General features: G+C 55.7%; 22 protein-coding genes. 9 read left to right on the top strand and 13 right to left on the bottom strand.

The features are described from left to right. Together AMR42_RS19715 and AMR42_RS20140 are read right to left on the bottom strand one after the other, a co-directional pair. On the bottom strand, window positions 1–1,131 hold a 1,131-nt coding region (locus AMR42_RS19715; RefSeq protein WP_143472898.1), incomplete at its 3' end, for a calcium-binding protein. After that, window positions 1,091–1,246 (bottom strand): hypothetical protein, encoded by a 156-nt coding sequence (locus tag AMR42_RS20140; protein WP_158234324.1) that lies wholly within the window; start codon window positions 1,244–1,246, stop codon window positions 1,091–1,093. The genes AMR42_RS20140 and AMR42_RS19715, both read right to left, overlap by 41 nt. Window positions 1,247–2,123: 877 nt before the next feature. On the opposite strand from AMR42_RS20140, the gene AMR42_RS02285 reads away from it, so the two are divergent. Continuing rightward, window positions 2,124–2,306 (top strand): hypothetical protein, encoded by a 183-nt coding sequence (locus AMR42_RS02285; protein ID WP_099531833.1) that lies wholly within the window; start codon window positions 2,124–2,126, stop codon window positions 2,304–2,306. A gap of 179 nt (window positions 2,307–2,485) precedes the next feature. Here the strand turns inward: AMR42_RS02285 and AMR42_RS02280 are convergent, their stop codons facing one another. From AMR42_RS02280 to AMR42_RS02260, 5 genes are all read right to left on the bottom strand, one after another. Beyond that, a complete protein-coding gene (locus tag AMR42_RS02280; protein ID WP_099531861.1) occupies window positions 2,486–4,294 on the bottom strand; it encodes a ShlB/FhaC/HecB family hemolysin secretion/activation protein in 1,809 nt (602 codons plus the stop codon). A gap of 293 nt (window positions 4,295–4,587) precedes the next feature. Next, window positions 4,588–5,700 (bottom strand): hypothetical protein, encoded by a 1,113-nt coding sequence (locus tag AMR42_RS02275; protein ID WP_234406505.1) that lies wholly within the window; start codon window positions 5,698–5,700, stop codon window positions 4,588–4,590. Window positions 5,701–5,731: 31 nt separating this feature from the next. Next, window positions 5,732–6,967: a 7,8-didemethyl-8-hydroxy-5-deazariboflavin synthase subunit CofH gene (cofH, locus tag AMR42_RS02270; protein ID WP_099531859.1), complete on the bottom strand. Its 1,236-nt coding sequence runs from the start codon at window positions 6,965–6,967 to the stop codon at window positions 5,732–5,734. Window positions 6,968–7,303: 336 nt separating this feature from the next. Continuing rightward, window positions 7,304–8,488: a helix-turn-helix transcriptional regulator gene (locus tag AMR42_RS02265; protein WP_099531832.1), complete on the bottom strand. Its 1,185-nt coding sequence runs from the start codon at window positions 8,486–8,488 to the stop codon at window positions 7,304–7,306. A gap of 335 nt (window positions 8,489–8,823) precedes the next feature. Beyond that, window positions 8,824–9,690 carry a branched-chain amino acid ABC transporter permease gene (locus AMR42_RS02260; RefSeq protein ID WP_099531831.1) on the bottom strand — a complete coding sequence of 289 codons (867 nt, stop codon included), beginning with the start codon at window positions 9,688–9,690 and terminating at the stop codon, window positions 8,824–8,826. A gap of 163 nt (window positions 9,691–9,853) precedes the next feature. On the opposite strand from AMR42_RS02260, the gene AMR42_RS02255 reads away from it, so the two are divergent. Together AMR42_RS02255 and AMR42_RS02250 are read left to right on the top strand one after the other, a co-directional pair. Beyond that, window positions 9,854–10,048 (top strand): heavy-metal-associated domain-containing protein, encoded by a 195-nt coding sequence (locus AMR42_RS02255; RefSeq protein ID WP_099531830.1) that lies wholly within the window; start codon window positions 9,854–9,856, stop codon window positions 10,046–10,048. A gap of 114 nt (window positions 10,049–10,162) precedes the next feature. Beyond that, window positions 10,163–12,250: a phosphodiester glycosidase family protein gene (locus AMR42_RS02250; RefSeq protein ID WP_099531829.1), complete on the top strand. Its 2,088-nt coding sequence runs from the start codon at window positions 10,163–10,165 to the stop codon at window positions 12,248–12,250. 18 nt (window positions 12,251–12,268) lie between these two features. On the opposite strand, the gene AMR42_RS02245 is transcribed toward AMR42_RS02250, so the two are convergent. Continuing rightward, on the bottom strand, window positions 12,269–13,495 hold the full coding sequence (locus AMR42_RS02245; protein ID WP_099531828.1) for a DUF790 family protein: 1,227 nt from the start codon (window positions 13,493–13,495) through the stop codon (window positions 12,269–12,271). A gap of 520 nt (window positions 13,496–14,015) precedes the next feature. On the opposite strand from AMR42_RS02245, the gene AMR42_RS02240 reads away from it, so the two are divergent. Continuing rightward, entirely contained in the window at window positions 14,016–14,321 is a 306-nt protein-coding gene (locus tag AMR42_RS02240; protein ID WP_099531827.1) for a hypothetical protein, read from the top strand. Between the two features lie 127 nt (window positions 14,322–14,448). On the opposite strand, the gene AMR42_RS02235 is transcribed toward AMR42_RS02240, so the two are convergent. From AMR42_RS02235 to AMR42_RS02225, 3 genes are all read right to left on the bottom strand, one after another. Next, complete coding sequence (locus AMR42_RS02235; protein ID WP_099531826.1) at window positions 14,449–15,162, bottom strand: TrkA family potassium uptake protein; 714 nt, start codon at window positions 15,160–15,162, stop codon at window positions 14,449–14,451. Between the two features lie 196 nt (window positions 15,163–15,358). Next, a complete protein-coding gene (locus AMR42_RS02230; protein WP_099531825.1) occupies window positions 15,359–16,714 on the bottom strand; it encodes a TrkH family potassium uptake protein in 1,356 nt (451 codons plus the stop codon). Between the two features lie 273 nt (window positions 16,715–16,987). Beyond that, window positions 16,988–18,037, bottom strand: a complete 1,050-nt coding sequence (locus AMR42_RS02225) for a carboxylesterase (RefSeq protein WP_099531824.1) — start codon at window positions 18,035–18,037, stop codon at window positions 16,988–16,990. Between the two features lie 73 nt (window positions 18,038–18,110). Here AMR42_RS02225 and AMR42_RS20135 point away from each other — a divergent pair, with 73 nt between their 5' ends. The 4 genes from AMR42_RS20135 (at window position 18,111) to metK (ending at window position 22,177) form a co-directional block, all read left to right on the top strand. After that, complete coding sequence (locus tag AMR42_RS20135; protein ID WP_158234323.1) at window positions 18,111–18,260, top strand: hypothetical protein; 150 nt, start codon at window positions 18,111–18,113, stop codon at window positions 18,258–18,260. Between the two features lie 183 nt (window positions 18,261–18,443). Beyond that, window positions 18,444–19,460 carry a 30S ribosomal protein S1 gene (locus tag AMR42_RS02220; RefSeq protein WP_099531823.1) on the top strand — a complete coding sequence of 339 codons (1,017 nt, stop codon included), beginning with the start codon at window positions 18,444–18,446 and terminating at the stop codon, window positions 19,458–19,460. Window positions 19,461–19,763: 303 nt separating this feature from the next. After that, a complete protein-coding gene (locus AMR42_RS02215) occupies window positions 19,764–20,573 on the top strand; it encodes an HAD family hydrolase (protein ID WP_158234322.1) in 810 nt (269 codons plus the stop codon). Between the two features lie 347 nt (window positions 20,574–20,920). After that, on the top strand, window positions 20,921–22,177 hold the full coding sequence (gene metK / locus AMR42_RS02210) for a methionine adenosyltransferase (protein WP_099531858.1): 1,257 nt from the start codon (window positions 20,921–20,923) through the stop codon (window positions 22,175–22,177). Between the two features lie 151 nt (window positions 22,178–22,328). On the opposite strand, the gene AMR42_RS02205 is transcribed toward metK, so the two are convergent. Further along, window positions 22,329–22,988, bottom strand: a complete 660-nt coding sequence (locus tag AMR42_RS02205) for a 1-acyl-sn-glycerol-3-phosphate acyltransferase (protein ID WP_099531857.1) — start codon at window positions 22,986–22,988, stop codon at window positions 22,329–22,331. A gap of 206 nt (window positions 22,989–23,194) precedes the next feature. Here AMR42_RS02205 and AMR42_RS02200 point away from each other — a divergent pair, with 206 nt between their 5' ends. Beyond that, window positions 23,195–23,422, top strand: a complete 228-nt coding sequence (locus tag AMR42_RS02200) for a ferredoxin family protein (RefSeq protein WP_099531821.1) — start codon at window positions 23,195–23,197, stop codon at window positions 23,420–23,422. 213 nt (window positions 23,423–23,635) lie between these two features. Here the strand turns inward: AMR42_RS02200 and AMR42_RS02195 are convergent, their stop codons facing one another. Beyond that, entirely contained in the window at window positions 23,636–24,175 is a 540-nt protein-coding gene (locus AMR42_RS02195) for a glycine-rich domain-containing protein-like (RefSeq protein WP_158234321.1), read from the bottom strand. Window positions 24,176–24,277: the final 102 nt, after the last annotated feature.

The raw sequence follows: 24,277 nt of genomic DNA, 5'->3' as shown, positions 1-24,277 counted from the left end.
CGTTTTCACCCCCGTTGTGAGAGCCCCGGTGATCTCCGTGGACACATTAATCGCCACAAACTCAAAACTCAGCTTCTCCAGCGTCAGGCTATCGCTCGTGTTCAGCCGAATCTTGTCTGTTCCCAGCACAAAATCCGCCACAATATCGGCGCTGTTGGCACTGGTCGCCGTGTTGGACAAGCCCGCCGTGGTGTCGCGATCGGCCCGCAGCACAAAGGAATCAGCCCCCGCGCCCCCGGTCAAAATATCCTGGCCAAAATCGCCCGACAGTTGATCGTCCCCATTGTCCCCAAACAGCAAATCGGAGTTGCGGCCACCATTCACCGTGTCATTGCCTTCGCCGCCCCGCACCAAATCGTTGCCATCGTTGCCATTGAGAATAATTTCGTTGCCGATTCCGCCATCAATGCTGTCGGAGTCTTTGCCGCCCCGAATTTGATCAATGCCATCCCCACCCAGCAACACATCATTACCCCGGTTGCCGTTGAAGAAATCATTCTCCGAGGAGCCAGTGATGGTGTCGTTGCCATTCAGACCCACCACGAAAAAGCCCTTAGTTTCGACCCGCACACCCAAGTTGGTGTTGTCCGCATCGTCAGACAGGTAAAACAGGGGCAACCCCGACAGGTCATCGCGTCCTGTGGAAGGGCCGCTAGGAACGCCATTGGGCGAGGCCAGTTCCGCCGTTGTAGGGAAGGTGGGGAACGTTAAGGATTGACTCGTGATGTCACCCACCGACAGATCGGCCGTCCCGGCGGCCGTGGGCCCCGCAATCACGGCACTGGCATCATTGGTCACTTGTAGGTTGAACCCTCCAGCATCGGCGCTGCTGCGGGCAATGCGCACCACGTACTGAGTTCCCGCTTCGGCGGCAAATTGCACCAAGGAATTTTTGTTGGTGGGCGAAGAGTCGTAGTTATCGGCCACCAGGGTCAAGGTTGTGCCGCTCTTCTTAAAAACTTGCAGGTAGGGATCGAGGGTGCTGGCATTGGCTGAGGCGACAATTTGGGTGCTGCCTGCCGTCAATCCCGTGATCGTGTATTCCCCAAAGGGCACAGTGCGTAACGGATAGAGACCGCTGTTATTGGCATCAACGGCATTGATCGTCCCGGCAACAGTGACGGTAGGCATGATTCAACTCCTGGTGATAGGGAAAACTAAACGAAGGACGGCAACAGGCGGGGGCAAACACCCGATCGGGAATTCGATCGAGGACTGATCGCACCTGACATCTACAGATCGTCACCCAAAGATCGTCACCCGCTGGCTGTCGTCCAAGGGCCAAGCGACCCCAGGACAGCCTGCGGAAGCGCGGAAGCAAGGCATCAAAGCAAGTGATGAGCGAGTGATGAAAGCTAATGATGATTGTCGCGAGTTGAGTTGGGCATGATGCGGACAATTAGCCGCTTCCATGAACGCCACAGCCTGACCCAACGTTTAGCGGGCAAAAACCGGCTTTTTGAGCGGTTTTGCTCGGTAACTGCTGAAGCCAATGACGCAACTGTCCTAGGGTTTGTTTCAGTCGTCGATCTGGGGCTGCTTTTGAGCCTGCGGTCTGGGGCGGAGAACCTGTTCTCGGATCCTCCAAACTCTGGTTTTACCGTTGCAAAATCTTGCGGGCAAGGGGGGGCAGCCTCTTGTTTGGGGTGCTCCTGCGTCTAGGAATAAGTGTTGTGACGATTTTTGAGGTGATGAACGGGAATTTTTTGCCGATCGCCCGGATCGATCGCCCCCTTGCCCCTTCGGCAGAGTCGATCGCCCTCCGCCCAGCAATCCCCCCAAAGACTGATGGCATAAGTTTCTTTCTTTTGGAATGTCTTAAAAAGAGCTGAGAATTTTGGCTCCGAAATGGGTCTCAAATCTTAAAGAATTATGAATTTATTAATTAACAATTGGAGTCAATCGGCATCAAGCATTAGCGGAATTTATACACAAAACAGCTTTTTTGAATCGCCAAAGCCTTCTGTTTTGATCAGAAATTTAGCGACAATGAAATGCGGGTTGAAGCGCTCAACTTGACCCCGCTTGACCCGACTTTTGGGCATCGGTTCCCTGACAACAGAACCGAACATAGCCAATTCGTTTTCAATACAAATCTCAATACAAAGCCAGGAGGGGTTGCTATGGATAGCGGAGTGACGATTGCTACGCTGTGCGGCATTGGTAGCGGCGCGCTGTGCTTGGTTTTGCCGGGGTTGATTGCCTGGAGCGCTCGCCAGCAGCGGGCTGAGGTGGAAGAGATGCCCTCGGGATCCCTGCGGTTAGAAGCGGAGTTAGTGGAAGTGGTGGCCCCGATCGACCTGTAATCCCGATCGACCTGTAATATTGCGCAACCCTTTTGCAGGGTGCTGGTCGTTGGTTTTGCCTGTCCCTTTTTTTCAAGTTTCCAGCCTATTGCTTCCCCGCCCGATCGGTCGATCGGGCGGGGAATTGTTTTCAGCAGCAAACCCCATCAAACTCACAGGAAAAATGGCACAAACACGATTTAGAACCGGTAGGTGACGCTGAAATAGACTCCGGAATCTTGAGCATTGGAGCCGCGATCGTCCAAATCCACCAACGGCAGACCGTAATCTAAACGCACCAGAAAATCCGTGAAGGGTTCCCACAACAGTCCCGCTCCCGCACCGATCAGAAACCGCTGATCTGGGATGGAGTTGGGGTTGTTGTCATGGTTCCAAACATATCCCGCATCAATGAAGGGAGCCAGGGTGAGGGTGGGTGCGCCAGAGGAGTCGCGCAGCAGGGTAATGCGATCTTCCACGGACAGTCGAAAGCCGCTATCGCCCGATCGCACGTTTTGGCGGAACCCGCGCACGGACTGCCCCCCACCGATCACAAACTGCTGCGAGGCTAATAGTTCATCAAAGGCCAATTGCACATCCGCTTGCAGAATCAAGAGATGGGTGGGATTCAGACGCTGAATTCGCTGAACCGTGCCATTCCAGCTAAAAAACTGCCCGTCGGGGTCGTCGCCGTCGTTGGTGGTGGCATCAAACAGGCCGGTTCCTAGGTTGAACTGCGATCGCAACAACCAGGCCCCATTGGGGTCGCGGCGCAGGTAATCTTGCCCAAACCGCAACACGCTGGTGATGCTGCGGCCGTCTTCGTCGGGGCCAATGCCAAAGGGAAAGCCCACGTCATCAAACAGGAAGGTTTGACCGCGCTGGTGACTGAATCCTAGGGAAAGGGCAAATTCTTCGCGGGGCGATCGCATGAGGGGCTGGCGGTAAGTCACTTCATAAAGCTGGGATTTGCCGCGAATTCCCAATTCCGCAAACTGGGGCTGCACAATTTCGTTCCAGTTGGGCGAGAACCGAAACTGGATCGTGCCTTCCATGGGGTTCACGGGCAGACGATAGCCAAAATCCAACACATCGGCTCCGTCTTGCCAGGTGTGGCTGTAGCTGAAGCTGGCTTCATCGCCAATGCCCGTCAAGTTGCGATATTGCAGGGCAAGGATGCCGCGTTCGGAGCCAATGCTGGGGGGTGAGTAGTTGTCGGTGCTGATGCTGCCGCGCAAGGCTTTGGCTTCGGTGACTCGGACGGTGAGGACGCTTTCGCCAGGATCGTTGCCGGCTCGCAAGCTGGCCTCGATCGTCTCTAGCAGTGGATTCGCTTTCAGCAGCCGCAGTTGGTCTTCCAGGTGGGCGGCGTTGAGGGGGCGGCCGGCTCCCAGTTGAATGCGCGATCGCAGGTAGTTTTGGCTCAGGCGCTGGGTTCCTTCGATCCGAATATCCGAGAGGTAGCCCTCAATGACGGCGATTTTGGCAATCCCATCGGGGCCGATCGTCTGTTCGGGCACGTAGGCACGGGAGGTGAGATAGCCTGCATCCAAATAGCGCTGGGTGATGCGGTCGGCCAGGGATTGCAGTTCACTGAGGGTGAGTTCGCGGCCCTCGCTGGGTTGGGTCAGGGCGGCCAGTTCGGCGGCCGAGAGCCAGGTGCTGCCTTCCACCACAATTTGCTTCACCAAAAAGCGGGGCGCATTGGGATCCAAGGGCTGGGGTGGCGTAATCGGGTTGGGCGAGTCGATCGCGGGGCGATCGCCTGGCAGGGGTTGCAGCGGGTCTGGGCCCGTTTGGGGAAACCGATCGCGGTTGAGGTCGGGAACCGGGCGGGTGTCGGGGGGGAGTTGGGCCAGCCGTTGGGGCGTTTGGGCGGCTTCCGGCTCGATCGCCCAACCCGACGAGATCGGCCCCCACAGCCCCCCCGACCAGAGCAGAGATCCCAGTCCCTGGGCGATCGCAATTCGCCCTAACGCCGTCTTCACGTTCGTCCGTTTTGTTGCCATAGCCCGTGTCACCGTCTGCGCTAAGTACTGTGCCGCCGTCAACCATCATCGCGATTTTGACATGCGGCTTAGTAATTGCCTAGCGATGGATCCTCACGGATCCTGCGTGATTCTAACGATTGACGGTGATGGGCATTTTTGTCGATTTTTGGGCGTTTTTCGACAATAGGAGGGGTGATTTTCTCCAAATTTCTGGATCGGCTCTAAAAATTCACCTGATCCATCAAATTGGCGAATTTAATTCAAAAACCCAATCATCTTGCCCTGGCTTTTGATATTCCTTGGGGACTGGTTTATGGCGCTGGGAATGGTTCGACTTCGGCTCCAACTTCGGCTTCTTCCAGCACTTGCAAGCGCACGACCCGATCGCCCCCACCGGCCAAGGGAACACTGACTTGCTCGCTGGAAAGAGTTCCCAGACAACTAATCAGGTTGCGGAGGTGGGGGGTGCTGGCTCCGCTATCCACCCAGAGCCGATCGGCCAGGTCGCGCACCCGTTTCCAACTGCTGTAGGTTTTGGCGATCGCCTGTTCCAGTTGGGCCGCTTGGTTCACCAAGTCCGCCGCCAAATTCAAGCTGCCGAGCCGCAGGGCTTCTTCCAGAGCCTGTTCTAGATCCAGTTCCGGGCGATCGAGTGCCGCAACTCGCGTGGCCGCATCCAAATATCGCGCCAAAAATTTCGCTTGGGCCGTGGCCTGTTTCACCGTTTCCTTATCCGGTTGGTCTTCAATTTCCTCGCGCAGGGCCACCTGATGCACCTCGGGTAGCTTTTCCATTTCCCGCACCAGGGGCGCAAGGTAGCGGGCCGGCAGGGAATGCTCGGCGGCTTTGATGCGAATGTTTTCGGGCAGCAGCTCGGAGGTGGCGGCCTGCCACTCATCGGTGAGGCGACGAACGGTGTTGGTGGCGATTCGATCGCCCTGATGAGCTGCGGCCACCACCATGTGTTGCACTTCGGCGGGGGCTTTGGCCGTGGCCACAAAGGCACGCTTGCTGAAGTGGCGAAGGGTTTCCGGTTCCAGCGCGTCTTGATCCATCAGTCGATCGGCGCTGTCGGCCAGCTCAATCAGGCTATAGGCTTGACTTTTGCTGATTTCACGATCCTTCAGCCAGTTCAGGAAGCCCGTGCCCCGGCCATCACCGCTGCGTTTTTCCCGATCGCGCACAATCCGCAAAATCCGTCCCCGCCAAATATCCGTTTGCAGGTCGAAGCGATCGCAAACGCGCCAGGCATTGTCAATTTGGATTTGGAAATCACTGAAGCTGATTTTGTCGTCTTCCGGATCTGGCAACTGCAAACTCAGATCCGTGGGTGGCTCCAAATCCTCGGTGGTTAGGGGCGGGCGGGCCACCGGCTCGATCGCGTCGGGGGCCAAGTCGGCGGGCATTGCATCGGGATAGTCCATGGGGGTGCGGGCGATCGCAACAGCCGGATCATTATGCGGCCGATCGGGAAGGATCGATCACCCTGTCGATGGCTGGATCAGTTACCCCATTGATTGGGCCGTCGATCGCCTCATAAAGGGTGTCCCGTTGGCGAGCCGGTCGGCCCAAGGCAGCGATCGCCCCACGCAAATCCTCCGGGCTTTGGCAAGTCCCGCCCGTGGCTCCGGCCATGGTGGTGATGTGCTCTTCCATCAGGGTTCCGCCCAAATCATTGCAACCCCAACGCAAGGCTTCGGTGGCCCCCGCCAGCCCCAACTTCACCCAACTGGGCTGGTGGTTGGCAATCACCGGGCCGAGGTACAACCGGGCAACGGCCATCAAAATTAGCGCATCAATCAGAATTGGCTGATCGCGGCCCACCCGTCGCCGCAAGGTCGGTGGCGCATCCTGGCCCACAAAGGGCAGCAGAATAAACTCCGTGATGCCCCGATCGCCCCGATCACGCGATCGTTGCTGGAGCAATCGCAGGTGTTCCAAATGGGCGATTTGTTCAGCGGGGGTTTCAATGTGACCCGAGAGCAGGGTGCTGGTGGTGGGCAATCCCAGGCGATGGGCCGTTTCCACAATCTCCAACCAAGTGGCACTGTTGATTTTTTCTGGGCACAAAATCCGCCGCACCGAATCCACCAACACCTCCGCCGCCGTGCCGGGCATTGACCCCACTCCCGCATCGCGCAGGGCCCCAATCACAGCCGCAAAGGTCAGGCCATCTTCTCGGGCAATGAACTGTACTTCTTGGGGCGAAAAGGCGTGCAGATGCAGTTGGGGAAAGGTGTCTTTAATCGATCGCACCAGTTGCAAGTAGTAATCCAGCGATCGCCCCTGATATTTCGCCTCGGGGTTCAGTCCCCCTTGCATACAAATTTCTGTGGCTCCCCGGGCCACTGCGTCGGCGGCTTTTTCCAAAATTTGCGCCCGATCGAGCCAATAGGCCCCCGCCTGATCCGCATCCCGCCGAAACGCACAGAAATTGCAATGCTGCTCGCAGATATTGGTGAAATTAATATTTCGGTTAATCACGTAGGTGACCGTTTCGCCCGCTTGCCGTTGCCGAAGCTGATCCGCCACCGATCGCAGTCGATCGCGCGGGGCCGAATCCTTGGATTGATAGGCCGTTTCCAGCAACACCAACCCTTCAGAGGGCGACAGCAACGCACCGGACAAAGCCCGTTCCAAGGCCTGGTCAAATGCTGCCAACTGGGCGGGGGATGGGGCGATCGAAGCCATCATAGGGGAAGCCAAACGCAATGATCGCCAGTTTAAGGGCTAATCAACGGATGGCTAAGGGCTAATCAACGGATGGCTAAAGATGGCTAATTTCAAGGCGATCGCCCAGGGCCAGAGCAGCGCAACCGCTCCACCATGTCGAACTCGCCCAAGATTGCACCCAAAATTTCGCCCCATCAAGCAGCCTTGAACCTAGCGCGTGTTGTCAAATCGCCCGAAACCTTGATTCCGCCGTTAGCTGATCGTGGGGGACAAGGGGCTTAAGCCCCTTGTTACAACAATTGGGACATGGAAAATCAATCGTTTCCGCCTGATCCGAGGAAATGACGACAGGCCCTAGCGCGTAGCTTCCGGCGGAGCAATGAAAGAATCCAGGGTTTCGGCCTCGGTGGCGGGAGCCGATTGGGGCTGGTCGGCCTTGGTGGGCGGAGACACCACCGCTTCACGATCGAGAATCACCGGCTTGAGCGGTTGCGAGCTGGCACCAGGAGCCGCATGGGAAACCCAAGCCAACCCACTAGCCACCATCACCCCATAGCCCGCGTAGAGATGCCAAGGCTTCAGTTCCAAAGCAGGGTTGGTGCTGCGATCGCGCTGCGACCAATCGGGAACCACCGCCACTGACTCTGTGCGGGGCAACGCGGCCGCCAATGCCTTGCCATCCAGGCCCAACGCTTCCGCCATCCGCTGCACAAAACCACGCACATAAATCTGCTCCGGTAAGCGGCTCAGGTCGCCGGACTCGATCGCCTGTAAATGGCGCAAAGGAATGTGGGTGCGCACATGGATTTGTTCCAAGTTGAAGCCCAACTGTTGCCGAACCTCGGCCAAGGTGCGACCCATGGCCCGCAAACTCTCATCCCAATCCATTGGATCCATCTCCGGTAGGGTAATGGCGACAACCGATCGGGGATTGCTCAGGGGACTGCTCAAGGGTTTGGGCGCTGCATCGTTGAGCGGTGAATGATTCAGCCCCGAATGATTCGGCCCTGAATGATTCGGCCCTGAATCGCTCAAATCTGCATCATTTAGCCTTGACCCGTTTAACCCTGCCTTCCGGGGCGCTTTGCCCTGGGGTGTGGCATCAATGATCGGCTGCTGGGTAGCGGTGTTCTGGTAATCCGGCGTGGCCCAAGTTCCTTCAAACACGTTCATCAACAACTCAGGCAAATCAAAAGGGTTGTCAGTGGGAGCCGGAACCATAGCGGGATCCGGCCAAAGACCAATCGCCCCGGCCTGTTGGCGGGCGATCGCTAAACCGGCGGCCGGGGCCATTGGTTCTTGCAGGGCGATCGGCACAGCCATCGACTGGCCACGGCGCAATGCAAGCCGCGCCGCCTCTCGACCCACCGTCACCAACGCTCGCCGCGCCGCCTCCGCCGATTCACCCAACAAATCCTGCAAGGAGGCGATCGCCTGCTGATAAACCAAACTGCGCGTTAGTTCCGCTTCAATTTGCCCCAACAAAACATCCGTTGGTTGGGTATCTGGTAACCCTGGCGGTGTGGCTTGAGCAAGCATGAAATCCCCTCCTGGCTGGCTGATCTACTGCTTCCAGTCAGTGGGGCCAGTTTCAGGAGAATTTCCAGGTGAGCAGGTTAAATAACGGCAATTGCGAACGGAATTCGTCAAGGTTGATGTAGCAACCGCTACTGTTTTTCCGCATCCCTGCGCCGCTGTGATGCTTCAAACCGCCGAAACGGCCGTCAGCGGGTGGGGGGTTGATCAACCGGATCGGGGTTATTCAACGGTTGCCGATATATCGCAAGCTGGCCGATCAATTCGCAATAGTGGCCCGTGGATCTTGTGTTTCAAGTTTGTTGTTTCGAGTTTGTTGATTTCTCAGGCTGCCACTTTTAAGTTGTGCCCCGAAACAGACCTTGCGGCCGCACCAGCAGCACCAAAACCATCATCACCAAGGCCACAGCCATCTTGTATTCCGTGGGCAGCCAATAGGTGCTGACTTCCTGGGCAATCCCGATCGCCAGGCCGCCCACGATCGCCCCGTAGGGATTGCCAATGCCGCCCAAAATTACCGAGGCAAACATCGGCACAATCAAAAACCAGCCCATGTTGGGGCGCACGGCCGTTAGCAGTCCATACATGCCGCCGCCCAAAGCCGTCAGACCAGCGGCAATGATCCAAGTCCACAGCACCACCCAATCCACGTTGATGCCGGTCACCCGTGCCAAGTCCACGTCATCGGCCACAGCCCGCATGGCTTTGCCGACCTTGGTGTTTTGCAGGAGGTAATGCAAACCGGCGATCGCCAGGGCCGCCAAACCTACCACCACAATGTTGTAAAACTTGACCTTCAGCCCCCACAGGTCAAAGGCAGCAACCACGGGCAGGTCATAGTTTTGGTTGTTGCCGCCCCAAATCAGGACGATCGCGTTGCGAAGGAACAAGGCCACCCCGATCGAGATGATGATCAAGGTGGTGGAGTTGGCCCGGCGTTGGCGCATGGGTTGCCAAATTGCCACTTCGCTCAGCAGGGACACGCCAATGGTTCCCACGGCTCCGAGGGCGATCGCCAGCCAAATATTTACCCCCGCGCTGTTGGCGACCCAAGCCAGATAGGCTCCGAGGGTCATCAAGTCCCCATGGGCGAAGTTTGACAAGCGCAAAATGCCGTAGGTGAGGGTTAAACCCACGGAGGCAAGGGCAATGATGCAGCCGACGGCGACCCCGTTAATTAGAAACTGAACCAGTTGCAGATCCATGAGCGATCGAGGGCGATAATGCTAGGCTGGGCGACGGTTGCCAGTGTACCGCTTGGCCAAGCGTCTGGAAATTAGCTTGCGCCCCGGCCGCGCTCTTGGAGCGTGATTATTCAATGTGGTTTCAAGGCCATTTCAACGTCATTTTCAAGATTTTCAAGAGTCTATGACACTGCAATTTACGGTTCCTAGCATGGCCTGTGCTTCCTGTGCGGCGGCCATTACCCGCGCGGTGCAAGAAGTGGATCCCCAAGCGACGGTGCAGGGCGATCCGGCCACCAAGCAGGTGATTGTGGAAACCCAGTCGGCGGAAGGCACGATCCGCGAGGCGATCGAGGCGGCGGGCTTTCCAGTGGGCTAATCAATGGCTTATTGCTGACGGATGCGGCGATCAGTGCGGGGCGATCAGGCGATCGGGATCGATCGATTAGCAATCATTGGCAATCAGTGGACTGGCGATCGGTAATTTGCAGTCATGGCAAGAATTGGGGTGACAACGGTGCAGAGCAAGCAAGCACACAGTCGATCGAGCCGACGTGGCTATGGGCGATCGGGTCAGCAATTCGACTCAACAGGCTCGGGCCGCTGGTGGCTGGGCGTGGGTGGGGCGATCGTCCTGGGGTGGGGGGCAATGCCTGGCCTGGCCCAAACGGCTCCCCAACCCCGAATGCAAGCCGCTAGCCTGAAGTCCGTTGCACCGATCGCGTTACCCAGTGCAGCATCCGGGCCCATGGGTTCTGAGTCCGCCAATTCTGACAATTCTGAATTAGCCGCTGAATTAGCAAAAGCATCTGAAAAACCCGCAAATTTTGGATCGATGGGTTCTGTGTCAAACGGTTCTGTGTCAAACGGTTCTGAATTCACCGGTTCCGAGTCCTTGAGCGAAGCCGATTCCCTGTTGCCGCTGTCGGTGATTGCCCAAGTGGCGGCCGGGGCGGAAACCAGCACCCAAATCACGGTAAATGGCCGATCGATTCCCAACAGTTGGGCCAGTTGGGCCCGCTGGAGCGAGAACGGCCAAACCCGCATTGGCCTATCCGACGGGGCGATCGCCCAGTTGGTGGGGGCTGATTTGCTGGATACCAATGCGCCTGATCGCCAGCCAATTCAGTGGTTTTCGCCCATGCCCGTGACCTTGGCAGCTCGGCAAATTGGTGCTTTTCGCTATTTGGACATTACCGATTGGGCCCGCGATCGGGGGTGGCAGTTGCGGCCCAACGGCAGCACCCTGGACATCACCGCCGCCGTTTCCACCCTCAGGGCCTTGCGCCAAGGCAATCAGGCTTGGGGCCCGCGCTATGTGCTGGACTTCGATCGGCCCACGGCAGTGCAACTGGAAGAAGACGGCAGCACCCTGATCGTGGCCCTCGATGCCCGATCGGCCCTGCCACCCAACAGCAGCACCCTCGACATCACCGCCGCCGGAAACCGCACCATCATCCGGATTCCCATTCCCAGCGGATCGCGGCCCAGGGCGTTCACCCTGGTGCAGCCCGATCGACTGGTGATTGATCTGCGGCCCGATTGGCTTCCCAGCCGCTCGATCGCCTGGGCCAACGGTCTCACCTGGCGGCAACAATACCTCAGCCTTGGGTCTGCCCGGTTTCCGGTGCAATGGCTGGAGCTGAACCCGCGCCAACCGGGTCTGCGGCTGCGGCCCCTGCCGCCCAATGCGGCCGGCCAAACGGGCATTGCCCCCCTTGTGCAAACCATCCGCCAGTGGGAAGCGCCCGCTGGTATCAATGGCGGTTACTTCAACCGCAACACCCAACTGCCCTTGGGGGCCCTGCGGCGCGATGGCCGGTGGCTGTCGGGGCCGATCCTGGGTCGTGGGGCCGTGGGTTGGAATGATGCGGGGCAATTTTTGTTCGATCGCCTGCAACTGCGGGAGCAAATCAGCGCTGGCAGCCAAAATTGGACACTCACCACCCTCAATAGTGGCTACATCCAAGGGGGCATCGCTCGCTACACCAGCGATTGGGGCAGCAGCTACAAAACCCTCAGCGATGGGGAATTAGGCATTTTGGTGCAGGGCGATCGGGTGGCGCAACAGCTCACGGGGGGCACAGCCGGCAGCAGCAATTTTCCGATTCCGGCCAATGGCTATCTGCTCGTGGCGCGATCGCTCTCCAGCGTGGCGGCGGCCTTGCCTGTGGGAACCACTGTGCGGTTGCAAAGCAGCAGCAACCCTAGCGGCTTTGACGGCTTACCCCAGATTGTTGCCGCTGGCCCGCTGATGCTGCAAAACGGGCAAATTGTCTTGGATGCCAAACGCGAAGGCTTCAGCGATGCCTTCATTGTGGAGTTGGCGGCACGCAGTGGCTTTGGACAAATGGCCGATGGTCGGTTGTTGGTGGTGGCTGTGCAAAATCGCGTGGGCGGTCGCGGCCCGTCGCTCTCGGAAATGGCGCAATTAATGCGGCAAATGGGGATTGTGAACGGGGTGAACCTCGATGGCGGCAGTTCCACCACGTTGGTTGTGGGTGGGCGGATTGTCGATCGCCCGTCCCGCAGCGCGGCCCGAGTGCATGGTGCGCTGGGCATTTTCCTCAACAGCCCCTAGGCGATCGGCGTTTTTCCCCTAGGGATCGGTTTCCCCGATCGCCTCCAAAACCGCCTTGGGAGCCAACCGATCCTTGAACCAAATCACCTTGGCGGGTAGTTGGCGTGCATCGAGGCCCGCCTTTTCTAGGTTTAAGCGCTCGGAAATGGCCAAAACCCAATCGGGGCGATCGGCCTTGATCACCTGGGCGAACTTTTTGCGCAGATAGTCCGGTCGCCAATAGCCCACAATTTCTAAGATCCACGATCGCCCATCGGGATGCACCAACCGAAAATCCGGAATGGCCACGCTGCCAGGAATGGGAATCAGGTTCACTTCGCGTTCCAGCTTCCAATCGGTTTTGGTGCTTTCCCAGCGCTTGGCAAAAGATTCTTCAATTAAGCTGTCAAAGGGTTTACCGGCTGGATAGTGACTGACTAAGCCGCAATCTGCCGTCAGTTCATAGAACCGTTCTTGGGGCGATCGGGTGAGGGGATCGGGATCCTGCAAGGTGGCCGTTGCCCGCCATTTCGTCACATGCAACAGGGCTGGGATCGCCTTTGCCAGCGATAAACCATAGCGCGTGCTGGCTTTGAACAAACTAGCGGGCCCATCCACACTAATCGTAAATCCTGTGTCTTCATCACCTTCAATATAGGTCATTAATTGAAAGAGTTTTAAATAGCGAAAGAGCAATTTATACTCACCGGGATCATTGCGATAGGCATCAATTTTTAGGTGACTTGCGCGATAGAAAATTCCCTGAACTTGGGACAGATTGTAGCGATGAATCAGGGCTTCGGGGGTGGGAGGATCAAACTGCGTCAAAATTCGGTTTTGGGGCAAATCAGCATATAAAGATTGCTGCAATTCCGAGGGCAAAACTTCCCGATCGCCCTCCATAGACAACTCCCGGGCCAACTGTTCCCAAACGGCCCCAGCGCGATCGCGGCTGGGAGGCTGAGCATTGGCCAAGGCAAAGACCCGCTGACGGAGGGCCAACGGCTCGATCGGGCTGACCACTTCAAAGGTCGAAAATCCCGATTCCAACAAATGCGCAAATCCTCGCTGCACTTTGAAATCTGGGCTAGTGCCTTCTAGTTCAGCCAAGGTGCGATCGAGTTGCAATTTAGGCTGACCCACGGCCGCTTGAAATTGGGCGATTGTGGCCTGGGCTTGGCTGAGGTGCTCTGGGCCCAAAGGCAAGCGCTTCGGGATAATTTGTTCGCCGCGTCGTCGATGAATTAATAGCTCCGATGGCAGCATCCGTCTCGATTCACCCCGATCGACTGTAATTTACTGTAATTTTTCGTCAATTTGTGCGATTTGATGCAATTTTGTGTGCCTTTGAACCGGCCACCCTTTAGACCGCCAGCGGCCCAAATTTTAACCAGCGATCGACCGGCATTTGACCACCAATCGCTCAAGTTTTGATCAGATTAAGCAAATTGATCAGCTTGATCACCTTTTGATCACCTTTTGATCACTTTGATTAGAATCTGATCAGCTTTGAATCGGCCGCTGATCAGTGGATCCCGTCAATTTGGGTTCATCCATGTCAATTGAAACGGAAAATTGCGGACTTTAACGATTTTCGTAACGAGGTGCAACCGGTCGTGAACTCTTTTGTCAGTTCCTGGCCGCCTTTCCGAAAGCGCGTTTCAATCGAAATACGGTTATTGGCTCCTAATCCCCAGCCACCAAAGGTGATGCCCATGGGAATCGCCACCGACCATCATTAGTGTGATGAGGGCGATCGCCCGTTTCGATCGCGGGAGGATAGACTATGAATTTCAACCTCGACTTTGGGCGCGTCATTTTGGATTTTTACCGCGAAGATCCTGACCTGAACCGCCGCTTACAAATTTTGCGCCAATGTCGAATTCGGCGGCGGTGGCGCACCTTGGAAATTCACTGTCCCAATCGATCGGTTGCTGAAAAATTGTTGGGTCTTTATGGGGCTTTGGTGGAGCCAATCACAGCTTTGAATGTGGCCCGCCATCTTTCAGTTTTTGCCAATGGCATTCCCTTCATGACGTTGCCTTTGGGTGATGGCAACGGTAGTGGTTTTCCCTGGCAAGAAGCTATTTAGGCGGGCACAAGATTCAGGGGCAATTGCCTTAGCAGTTTAGATCACCCATCTCAATCGCTGATCTAGGTCATCAAGTTGAATTGCCAAATTGAATTGCCAAGTTGAATCAGCAATTGGCCTAGATCATCTACATTGGCAACCGCTCGATTCCTTCATTGGAACCAATCACAATGAGCACCATTCCCTTATGCAGTCGATCGTAGGGATTGGGGTTAACTTGGATATTCTCCACGCCGCCCTTTGTGCATTGTTGAGCCACAGCCAAAACATTCACGCCATAGCGCGATCGCAGTTGCAGTTCTTGCAGCGTTTTTCCTTCAAATTCCTCAGGAATCACCAGCTCAACCACGCTATTGTTGGCATCCAAATCTAGCCGTTCCAGCACGTTGGGCCGAGTGAGCATTCGTGCCACTTGGCAGCCCATCTCGCGCTCGGGAAAAATGACCAAATTTGCTCCCACCTTATCCAGCAATTGCCCATGAATTTCGGTGGATGCCTTAGCAACCACGTAATTCACGCCGCCATCTTTGAGGTTCAGAGTGGTGATGGTGCTGGCTTCAATGTAATTCCCGATCGCCACAATGGCTGTTTCAAATTCAAAGACTCCAGCTTCTGCCAGGGCCTGGCGATCGGTCGTATCTAATTGCAATGCATGGGACACAATATTATCGTTCAGGGCTTGGGTGACCTGCTTTTCACCCGAGTCAATTCCCATCACCTCATAGCCCATTTGGTGCAGCGTGGAGCAAACAGCACGCCCAAAACGACCCAAGCCCAGCACCACATATTGTTTGTTCGTGCTGCGAAAATTGCGCCAAAAACTAAGGGAACCAAACTGCATTTGAAATCTCCATCAATCACAGGGTCAAGATGATTTAAAGCAAACCTATGAGGCGAATTAAGCAAACTGATTTGATCCAGTCGATCGAGCTGACCGATCAATTTCATCCATTCGGTGAGTTAGTCAGAGCGATCACGTCAAGCCAGTTGATCGAAAAAATGGGCTAATCGAGAAAAAGAATTGCACCAGAGCCAAATTATCCCACCAGCAATTCCTCTTCGGGATAGCGAATCACACTGCGAGCATTTTCACTAATTAAAGTGCTCATGAGCAACAGAATGCCCACCCGGCCAATGTACATTGTGCCAATGAGAACTAATTTGCCGCCAACGGAGAGCTGCGCTGTAATTCCTGTGGATAGACCAACGGTTGCAAAGGCAGAAACCACTTCAAAAAACAACTGAACAAACGGAATCGCCGGGTCAAATAGCGTTAACAGAATGGTGGACACCACAACCACACTGAGGGAACCCAAGAAAACCGCGATCGCCTTCATAATTAACGCCATGGGAATTTGGCGATTAAACAAAATGACGGAGCTTTGACCTTGCAAAACCGCTCGGGTCACACCGGTTAAAATTCGAATGGTGGTGGTTTTGATGCCGCCGCCGGTACTGCCAGGGCTAGCCCCCACAAACATCAGGGCGATGGTCACAAACAGCGCAGCCGATCCCAATTTTCCATTATCAATTGTGTTGAAACCAGCCGTGCGGGTGGTTACCGATTGGAACCAAGCGGCTAAGAGTTTGCCATTCCAACTGAGGTTGCCGAGTGTGGCTGGGTTGTTAAATTCAGTCACCAAAATGGCAACCGTTCCAATTAGCAGGAGGGCCAGGGTTGTGGTGGTGACAATTTTGAAGTTAAGCGAAAACATGAAGCGATCGGGACGCAGGCTAGCGGCGTGATTACGACCTAAGCGCGATCGCCCCCAAAAAAACACCTCCATAATCGCTTGGTAGCCAATTCCTCCAAAGATGATCAAACCTGTGATGGTGAAATTCAGCACAGGCGATTCCACAAACTGCATGAAGTTATCGGTATATAACCCAAAGCCAGCATTATTAAAGGCGCTGACGCTATGGAATACCGAGAACCAAATTGCCTGCAAATTCCAACCTAATTGAGGAACAAAAGCCCCCAGCAATAAAAATGCACCGGTTAGCTCAAACAGGAGGGTTGCGCCAATAATGGATTTCACCAGTTGCAAAACGCCTGAAATGCCGGGCATATCTAGCGATTGTTGCAGGGCGAGTTTATCCTTTAAGCCAAAACGACGACCCAAAATCAGCAACAGGAAAGTCGTGGCGGTCATATAGCCCAATCCACCAATTTGGGCTAGGAGAGCAACTACAAACTCACCAAAGAATGAGTAATATTTCCCCACATCAACCACTGAAAGTCCGGTCACACAAACAGCCGAAGTGGAGATAAAAAGCGCGGTAATCGGATCGCTCCACTGATGATTAGTCAGAGAAATAGGCAGCATGAGGAGAATTGCGCCTACCGTAATCACCATTAAAAAGCCCAGGCAAATGGTTCTGGCTGGGGTCATAAATTAGGCATTGCCATCAGCGAGTTTTTAGTTTTTGCAGAATACCTGAGGTTTGGGATTGTTGGATCAGTTGCGAAAAAATCAGTTGCGAAAGAACCGGCTGAGTCTGAATGCGATCGCATCAAAACCCAGCCCCGCAAGGATCAGGAATCCAAGGGCCAATCCAGGGGTCAATTCAGGTGTTAATCCAAGTGTTCACCGCAAAAAATCCGCAGTGCTCAGGATCGATCGCGATTTTTCCAAGTCAGTCACGCCAAGTCAGTCACGCCCAAATCAGTCGCGATTTTCTCCGAGTAAGTCATCCATCGCAAAGGCCCGCTTGTCGAACAAGGTCATGGCAGCAGGCATATGCACGGAAACGCGATCGGTGAGTCGCAGTTTGGTGGCGGCATCCATGAAGGTTTCGCTGTTCATCATCCGCCGGGCGATCGCCTCCACATCTGACCAGGTGAGACTGCTTTCAATGAAGGCCTGGGTGAGGGTAATCAACAGGGAGGCGTAGCGGTTGCCTTCCTCTTGGGTCATCATCGTGTGTGGAATATCGAGCACACGGTTAAACACCAGTTGCCAGGTAATGGGTTGGCGTTTGCGGGTGTCTTCCCAAAGGGCACGGTGATCCCAAATGCCGACGGCTTGGTCGCTTTGGCTGGAGATCACAAATAGGGGGGCGCTGGGCTGACGACGGGCCCGATCGAGCACCTGTTGCCCCATTTTCAGCATGGTGGCCAGGGCAGGCACGGCAAAACCCGGATAGCCGGGGCGATCGAAACTGTTGCTTTCGGCCCCTTTGCCCCAAGAAAAGTAGCCTTGGGTTTTGGAAACGAACAAGTCAACCACTTTGCTGCTGCTGCTGAGGTAGGGCGCAAACAGAAGGGCGCGGTAGATCTCCTGGGGGCGTTCTTGCGCTAACCAAGCAGCCAATGTGCCGCCGCCGGACAGCCCCCCGATCGACACCTGTTGGCCAAAGGTGCGTGCTTTGGCTACCCACTCCAACCCAAAGTCCTGATAAACCTTGGGGTCGATCGGGAGAGGAGGCGGGGTTTGGCTGTTCCATTTGCCCGCTTGCCCATGGCCTGGCATCAGGGGAGCCAAAACGTTGTAACCGGCCCGATAGAGCGCTTCCCCGATCGGGACAAATTGATAGGGCGCAGCAGTAAACCCGTGAAATAGCAGACAGACGCGCTGAACTGGGCGATCGTGTAACCAAAAGCGCGATCGACAGTCCGGATGCTTCAGGGGTAGCTTGGCCTCCAGGGTTTGTACCTGTTGGGTCACGCTGCCGATCGCTTGCCGATAGTTGCTGCTTGGAAGATTCGTACTCAAGATTTCCCCCCTCCTGGGCCCACACGGGGCCACCTGATGCCCCCGATTCTAGCTAGGCGATCGGGAATGCTCTATGGGTCATGCTCTATGGGGGCTGAGTCCGTCTTTTGGGAACCCCATTCAACGGCATTTCGGCGGCATTTCGGCCATGACCAACAGCGCCGGGGAAGCTTGTCCGGCCAATCCGTGCAACCAAGCCACCGGAACCAACCCATCGTGCTAGTATATTAAGTCGGTCAACCCTGGTTGCTGGAGTTCGCCCCACGCCGTCTCTGTAGGCGAATCTAGACCAGTGACTAGCATTCGCAGCTTGCCATAGCCCATCGTCGTGTTCGCTAGTAGACGGCCTAGCATTCGAGTAACCGGCGAACCTGTGAGCGGACTGCACTCAAACCATCACGTTAGCATGCCCACCCAAGAAATCTCAGCCATCAACAGCATTGACGTTGGCTTCGGCCACGACGATTTTGCCGCCCTGCTTGATAAGTACGACTATCACTTTAGCCCTGGTGACATCGTGGCAGGGACGGTGTTCAGCATCGAACCGCGCGGCGCATTGATTGACATCGGTGCCAAGACCTCTGCTTATATCCCCATCCAGGAGATGTCCATCAACCGGATCGAAAATCCGGATGAGGTATTGCAGCCCAACGAAACGCGCGAATTCTTCATCTTGGCTGATGAGAATGAGGATGGGCAATTAACCCTTTCAATCCGTCGCATTGAGTACATGCGGGCTTGGGAACGGGTGCGCCAACTGCAAGCGGAAGATGCCACCGTGCGATCGGCCGTGTTTGCCACCAACCGGGGTGGTGCGCTGGTACGGATCGAAGGCCTGCGCGGCTTCATTCCCGGTTCCCACATCAGCACCCGCAAGCCCAAGGAAGAACTGGTGGGCGAAGAGCTGCCCCTCAAGTTCTTGGAAGTGGACGAAGATCGCAACCGCCTGGTCTTGAGCCACCGCCGTGCGTTGGTGGAGCGCAAGATGAACCGCCTGGAAGTGGGCGAAGTGGTGATCGGTACCGTTCGTGGCATCAAGCCCTACGGTGCGTTCATCGACATCGGCGGCGTGAGCGGTCTGCTGCACATTTCCGAAATTTCGCACGAGCACATCGATACGCCCCACAGCATCTTCAACGTCAACGACGAAGTGAAGGTGATGATTATCGATTTGGATGCCGAGCGCGGCCGGATCTCGCTTTCGACCAAACAGCTTGAGCCGGAACCCGGTGACATGCTCAAGAACCGCCAATTGGTCTATGACAAGGCGGAAGAAATGGCAGCGAAGTACCGCGAGCAAATGAAACTGCAACAGCAAGGGGGCAGTGCTAGTGCTGCCGCTGAGCCGGTTGCAGAAGCAGCTCCGGAAGAGGTGGAAGAAAGCGCAGACGAAGCCGCTTACGCCACCGCAGCAGACGAGTAAGATTGATGAGACCCGACAGGCAAGGAGCGAAAAACCCTTGCCTGTTGTGTTTTTGGGTTAGGTTTTTTGGATTAGGGTTTCTGGATTAGAGATCAGGGACTTAAACGGCGTTTTTCGATCGCGTCTTTGGGTTGCATTTTCGCTGCATTTTCGAGTTCTGGTTTTTGAAGTCTGGTTTTTGAATTCTGTTTGAAATCTTGCTTGCCCTTGGTGTGGGAATTGGGTGGCTGAATCCAAAATTCAGGCCAGATCAACATTTGGGGGGGTAGTCTTTATGGGCGATCGCCCTTGGGAAAACCACTCGTGTTAACAGTTTGGGTAGATGGTCACCCCCTAGAGGGAATTGAGGCAGTTCTGTTCGACAAGGACGGAACGCTGGCCGACACAAGCAGTTTTTTGCGGCTGTTGGCCCAAGCGAGGGTCAAAGCTATTCAGTCCCGCATTCCTGAGGTGGACGATCGCCTGCTGTTGGCCATGGGGGCCGGTGCCGATCGCTGGAATCTGGCCGGGCTGATGGCGGTGGGAACTCGTGAGCAAAACTGTGTGGCGGCAGCGGCCTACGTGGCGGAAACCGGCTGTAGCTGGTCCACGGCGATCGCCCTGGTGCAACAGGCCTTTGCCGAAGCCGATCGAATCTGTGGGGACAAGGCGTTGCAAACTTGGCCCTACGAGGATACGGAATTTTGCCTGGAGCGCTTGGCGCGATCGGGCTTGGAATTAGGGATTTTGACGGGCGATACGCTGGAACATACCCAAGCGTTTCTGGTGCGGTATGACCTGGCCCAATGGATTCAGGTGATTGGCGCGGCGAACACGGGGCCCGCCAAGCCAGACCCAGCTAGTGTTTGGCGCTTGTGTGAGCAATTGGGAGTTGCGCCCGATCGGGTCTTGCTCGTGGGTGACTCTGCAATTGACATGCAGGCAGCGAGGGCTGCGGGGCTGGCCGCCGCGATCGGGATCGACCGCACCTACGCAATCCCCAACACGATCGTTTCGCGCACCATTCCCCCCAAGGCGATTGATGTTCAAGAGATGCGCAACCAGGCTCGATCGGAACTACAGGCTGATTTTCTGATTCAGAGTTTGGATGCACTTCAGGTTTCGATCACCTAGGTTTCGATCGCATAAATTAACAAATCAGTTCTCAAACCGATTTCAAATTTATTAATAAACTAATTTTTCAGATTCATTTCTCAATTAACTGCCAAGCCAAGCAATACATCGCCCCATTGATTCAACCGTTAATTAACCCGTTCAAGAATAGGTTTCATCAATTAAGCCCACATGAGTTCCATGAATTAACCCAAACAATTGATTGAACTCATTCGTGAATCATAGCTCTCAGAGTTTTCATAGAAAAGCGCAAGTACTAATGGTTACCTAAGGCAAATAGAGACCAGTGATATAATCGCTTCGCTTATCAGCAATCAGTCTGTCTCGCTGTTGGAGGGCCAGTGTCCTTGTCTCGTCGCTCCCTATTTACGTCTGAGTCGGTCACGGAAGGTCACCCCGACAAAATTTGTGACCAAATTTCCGATGCCATTTTGGATGCGCTGCTCACCGTTGACCCGAAGGCGCGGGTGGCGGCTGAAGTGGTGGTTAACACGGGCTTAGTGTTGATTACAGGGGAAATTTCCTCCAAGGCCCATGTGAACTTTGTTGAGATTGCTCGGCGCAAAATTGCCGAAATTGGCTACACCGATTCCAGCAATGGGTTCGCGGCCGAGAGCTGCTCTGTGATTGTGGCGTTGGATGAACAGTCGCCGGACATTGCCCAAGGGGTGAATGCGGCCCAGGAAACTCGGGAGGCGATGAGTGATGAGGCCCTGGATGCGATCGGGGCAGGCGACCAGGGCTTGATGTTTGGCTATGCCTGTAACGAAACGCCGGAATTGATGCCCCTGCCGATTAGCATTGCTCACCGATTGGCGCGACGGTTGGCGGCGGTTCGCAAAACGGGTCAATTGGCTTACCTGCGGCCCGACGGCAAAACTCAAGTATCGGTGGTCTATGAAGACGGCCGGCCGGTGGCGATCGATACGATTCTGATTTCGACGCAACACACCGCTTCGATCGGGGATATTTCCGAAGAAGCGGCCGTGCAAGCCAAAATCCGGGAGGATCTTTGGTCGGCGGTGGTGGAGCCGGTGTTCACGGACTTGAGCGTGAAGCCTTCGAGCGAAACCCGTTTTCTGGTGAACCCAACGGGTAAGTTTGTGATCGGTGGGCCCCAAGGAGACTCGGGCTTAACGGGCCGCAAGATCATTGTGGACACTTACGGTGGTTATGCTCGCCACGGGGGCGGCGCTTTCTCGGGTAAGGATCCCACCAAGGTCGATCGCAGCGCGGCCTATGCCTGTCGCCATGTGGCCAAAAACGTGGTGGCCGCTGGCTTGGCAGAAAAATGCGAAGTGCAGGTCAGCTACGCGATCGGGGTGGCCCGCCCGGTCAGTATCTCGATCGAAACCTTTGGCACTGCCAAGGTAGACGAAGACCAACTGCTCACAGCCATTCGCAATTGCTTTGAGCTGCGGCCCGCTGGCATCATCCAAACCTACGATCTGCAACGGTTACCGGGCGATCGGGGTGGCCGGTTCTATCAAGAGGTGGCGGCCTACGGGCACTTGGGTCGATCGGACTTGGATTTGCCCTGGGAAGCCCTGGACAAGGTGGAGGCCCTCAAAGCCAACTTGGCGCAGTTGTCGAGCGTGTCCTAGACCCGCACTAGGCGATCGTTACCAAGCAACGATTTTTGACAACAAATGGGGGGTGCTCTTGCGGCTTCACCCCCCAACACAGTTTCCAGTAGGGGCATACAACCGTATGCCCCTACCCCTTTATGCTTCCTACGGCGTAACCGTTTGGCCCCTAACGACCCAGAGCATGGAGAGCATGGATCGCATCCGTACAGCGCTGGGTGACGGCTTCCAGTTCAGCACGATTGCTCGATCGGGGTGGGTCAATCAGCTCACCAATGCGCACCGTCACCGACACCGGGCAGGGAACGTTCCCCTTCGCAAAAATCTGCTCCGTCCCCCACAAGCTCATGGGTAACAAAGGCGTTTGAGTTTTAGCCGCAATCAGCGCTGCCCCCAGCTTGGGGTTGTGAATGCGGCCATCGGGCCGGCGCGTGCCGTCAATGAATACACCCGCAGCCCAGCCCGCATCTAAATAATCCATGGCGGCTCGGATGGCTCCCCGATCGCCCGTACCACGCTTGACCGGATAGGCCCCATAGAGCCGAATCGCGGGAGCCAACAGCGGCACATTAAACAGCTCTTCCTTGGCCATAAAAGCCACCGGCCGGCCCGTGCAATTAGCCACGATCGGGGGGTCAAAATCGCTTGCGTGGTTGCTGGCCACAATCAGCGGCCCAGTCTTCGGCACCCGCTCGGCTCCGTAGATGCGCACCCGAAAATAGGAATGCAACACCGGGCTAATCACCGACCACTTCAGGAGATGGTAAAGCGCCCAACTACTGACAGGCTCCCGATCGCGCTTTACGAGTTGTAGGTTCTCAGAAACCAACGCCAATCATCCTTCCACAACAGTTGCTTTCTGGACATTGTTTCATGGACATCCCCTCCCGGCCCACCAGTCAGCAGATTCCCGAGAGTTCTCGCCAAGCTTTTGCACGATTCTGCCGCTCGTTACATTACTTAACGTCGCGATACACTGAAGAGCGCCTCATGGCCTGAGAAGAACACACCTGAAGAACCGTCCCTAATTGTCCTATGGCTCATTCAATTGTGACCCACACCTGTGAAGGCGTGGGCGACTGCGTGGAAGCTTGTCCCGTCGCTTGCATTCACCCCGGCCCCGGCAAAAACAACAAGGGAACCGATTGGTTCTGGATTGATTTTGCTACCTGTATTGATTGCGGCATTTGCCTCCAAGTTTGTCCGGTGGAAGGGGCGATCGTCCCCGAAGAGCGATCGGACTTGCAGCGCACTCCCCAGTAGCACCGTACCGGGCAGCAGAGCATTAGACTCAACTCCTCAGAGGGTGTCTGAACAGCCCAAATTGCTAGCTTGCGGGTCTCACCAACTGCCAAAGACAAGGGGCTTAAGCCCCTTGCCCCCATAATCTTGCCCTCGCAATCTTGCCCCCACGACGATTGGTGCTTTGCTAGTGTCCCAATTGGCCAGTGCCCCCCAATCCTTGCCAAACATCTCCTAAGCACAGGGCAGCAATTCCACCGACAGATCCGCCCGAATTCGGAGAGGCAAACCAGGGCGATCGCCCAAATCTTGAAAGGACAACACACAAGTGGAAGGGCCGTCGCTCAACCAGCCCCAAGACCCGCCCGCCAGTTCATCCGCCGAGGTTTGGAGCAACCGGCGAGTTTCTTGCCAAGCCTGAGCCAAAGCCTCCTTGCCCCCCGTGGTTGGCGTGCCCAAATAGGGATTGTGGTGAATAAAGCGACCAAAGAGCCACTGGCAATCGGCCGCATATTTTTGCGTGTCCAGCAAATGGCAGTGCCACACTTCATCCACGTCCTCGCTGGGTACAAGGGCCATGTGAGGATAGCGATCGATGGCTCGTAAAAATTGTAAATAGCCTTGTAAAGCTGGGATTGCACGCTCCATCGACCAACCCAACCCATGGGTTGCATCCGTGAGTTTGAACAAAATCGGTCGCCAGTCAATTTGTCGCAAGCGTCCGTGAATCGAGCTGGCCCCGTGGGAATTGTTAGCCAGAGGCTGGGTGCTCATGGTTTGATCAGATGGAGCGGTGGCTGGATCTGAGGTGAACTGCGGCTGGGCAACAGAATAATCACTAGCAATCCCCTGCATTGTCATGGGTTAGCCTCCCGT

This window comes from Limnothrix sp. PR1529 (assembly GCF_002742025.1).
Taxonomy (GTDB): Bacteria; Cyanobacteriota; Cyanobacteriia; order CACIAM-69d; family CACIAM-69d; genus CACIAM-69d.
This window is presented reverse-complemented; position numbering and strand designations above follow the sequence as displayed.

Coding starts and splice junctions, on each gene's coding strand:
- AMR42_RS02285 (WP_099531833.1), top strand. CDS start 2,124: ATGGATAGCGGAGTGACGATTGCTACGCTGTGCGGCATTGGTAGCGGC.
- AMR42_RS02280 (WP_099531861.1), bottom strand. CDS start 4,294: ATGGCAACAAAACGGACGAACGTGAAGACGGCGTTAGGGCGAATTGCG.
- AMR42_RS02275 (WP_234406505.1), bottom strand. CDS start 5,700: ATGGACTATCCCGATGCAATGCCCGCCGACTTGGCCCCCGACGCGATC.
- cofH (WP_099531859.1), bottom strand. CDS start 6,967: ATGGCTTCGATCGCCCCATCCCCCGCCCAGTTGGCAGCATTTGACCAG.
- AMR42_RS02265 (WP_099531832.1), bottom strand. CDS start 8,488: ATGCTTGCTCAAGCCACACCGCCAGGGTTACCAGATACCCAACCAACG.
- AMR42_RS02260 (WP_099531831.1), bottom strand. CDS start 9,690: ATGGATCTGCAACTGGTTCAGTTTCTAATTAACGGGGTCGCCGTCGGC.
- AMR42_RS02255 (WP_099531830.1), top strand. CDS start 9,854: ATGACACTGCAATTTACGGTTCCTAGCATGGCCTGTGCTTCCTGTGCG.
- AMR42_RS02250 (WP_099531829.1), top strand. CDS start 10,163: ATGGCAAGAATTGGGGTGACAACGGTGCAGAGCAAGCAAGCACACAGT.
- AMR42_RS02245 (WP_099531828.1), bottom strand. CDS start 13,495: ATGCTGCCATCGGAGCTATTAATTCATCGACGACGCGGCGAACAAATT.
- AMR42_RS02240 (WP_099531827.1), top strand. CDS start 14,016: ATGAATTTCAACCTCGACTTTGGGCGCGTCATTTTGGATTTTTACCGC.
- AMR42_RS02235 (WP_099531826.1), bottom strand. CDS start 15,162: ATGCAGTTTGGTTCCCTTAGTTTTTGGCGCAATTTTCGCAGCACGAAC.
- AMR42_RS02230 (WP_099531825.1), bottom strand. CDS start 16,714: ATGACCCCAGCCAGAACCATTTGCCTGGGCTTTTTAATGGTGATTACG.
- AMR42_RS20135 (WP_158234323.1), top strand. CDS start 18,111: ATGGGTCATGCTCTATGGGGGCTGAGTCCGTCTTTTGGGAACCCCATT.
- AMR42_RS02220 (WP_099531823.1), top strand. CDS start 18,444: ATGCCCACCCAAGAAATCTCAGCCATCAACAGCATTGACGTTGGCTTC.
- AMR42_RS02200 (WP_099531821.1), top strand. CDS start 23,195: ATGGCTCATTCAATTGTGACCCACACCTGTGAAGGCGTGGGCGACTGC.
- AMR42_RS02195 (WP_158234321.1), bottom strand. CDS start 24,175: ATGAGCACCCAGCCTCTGGCTAACAATTCCCACGGGGCCAGCTCGATT.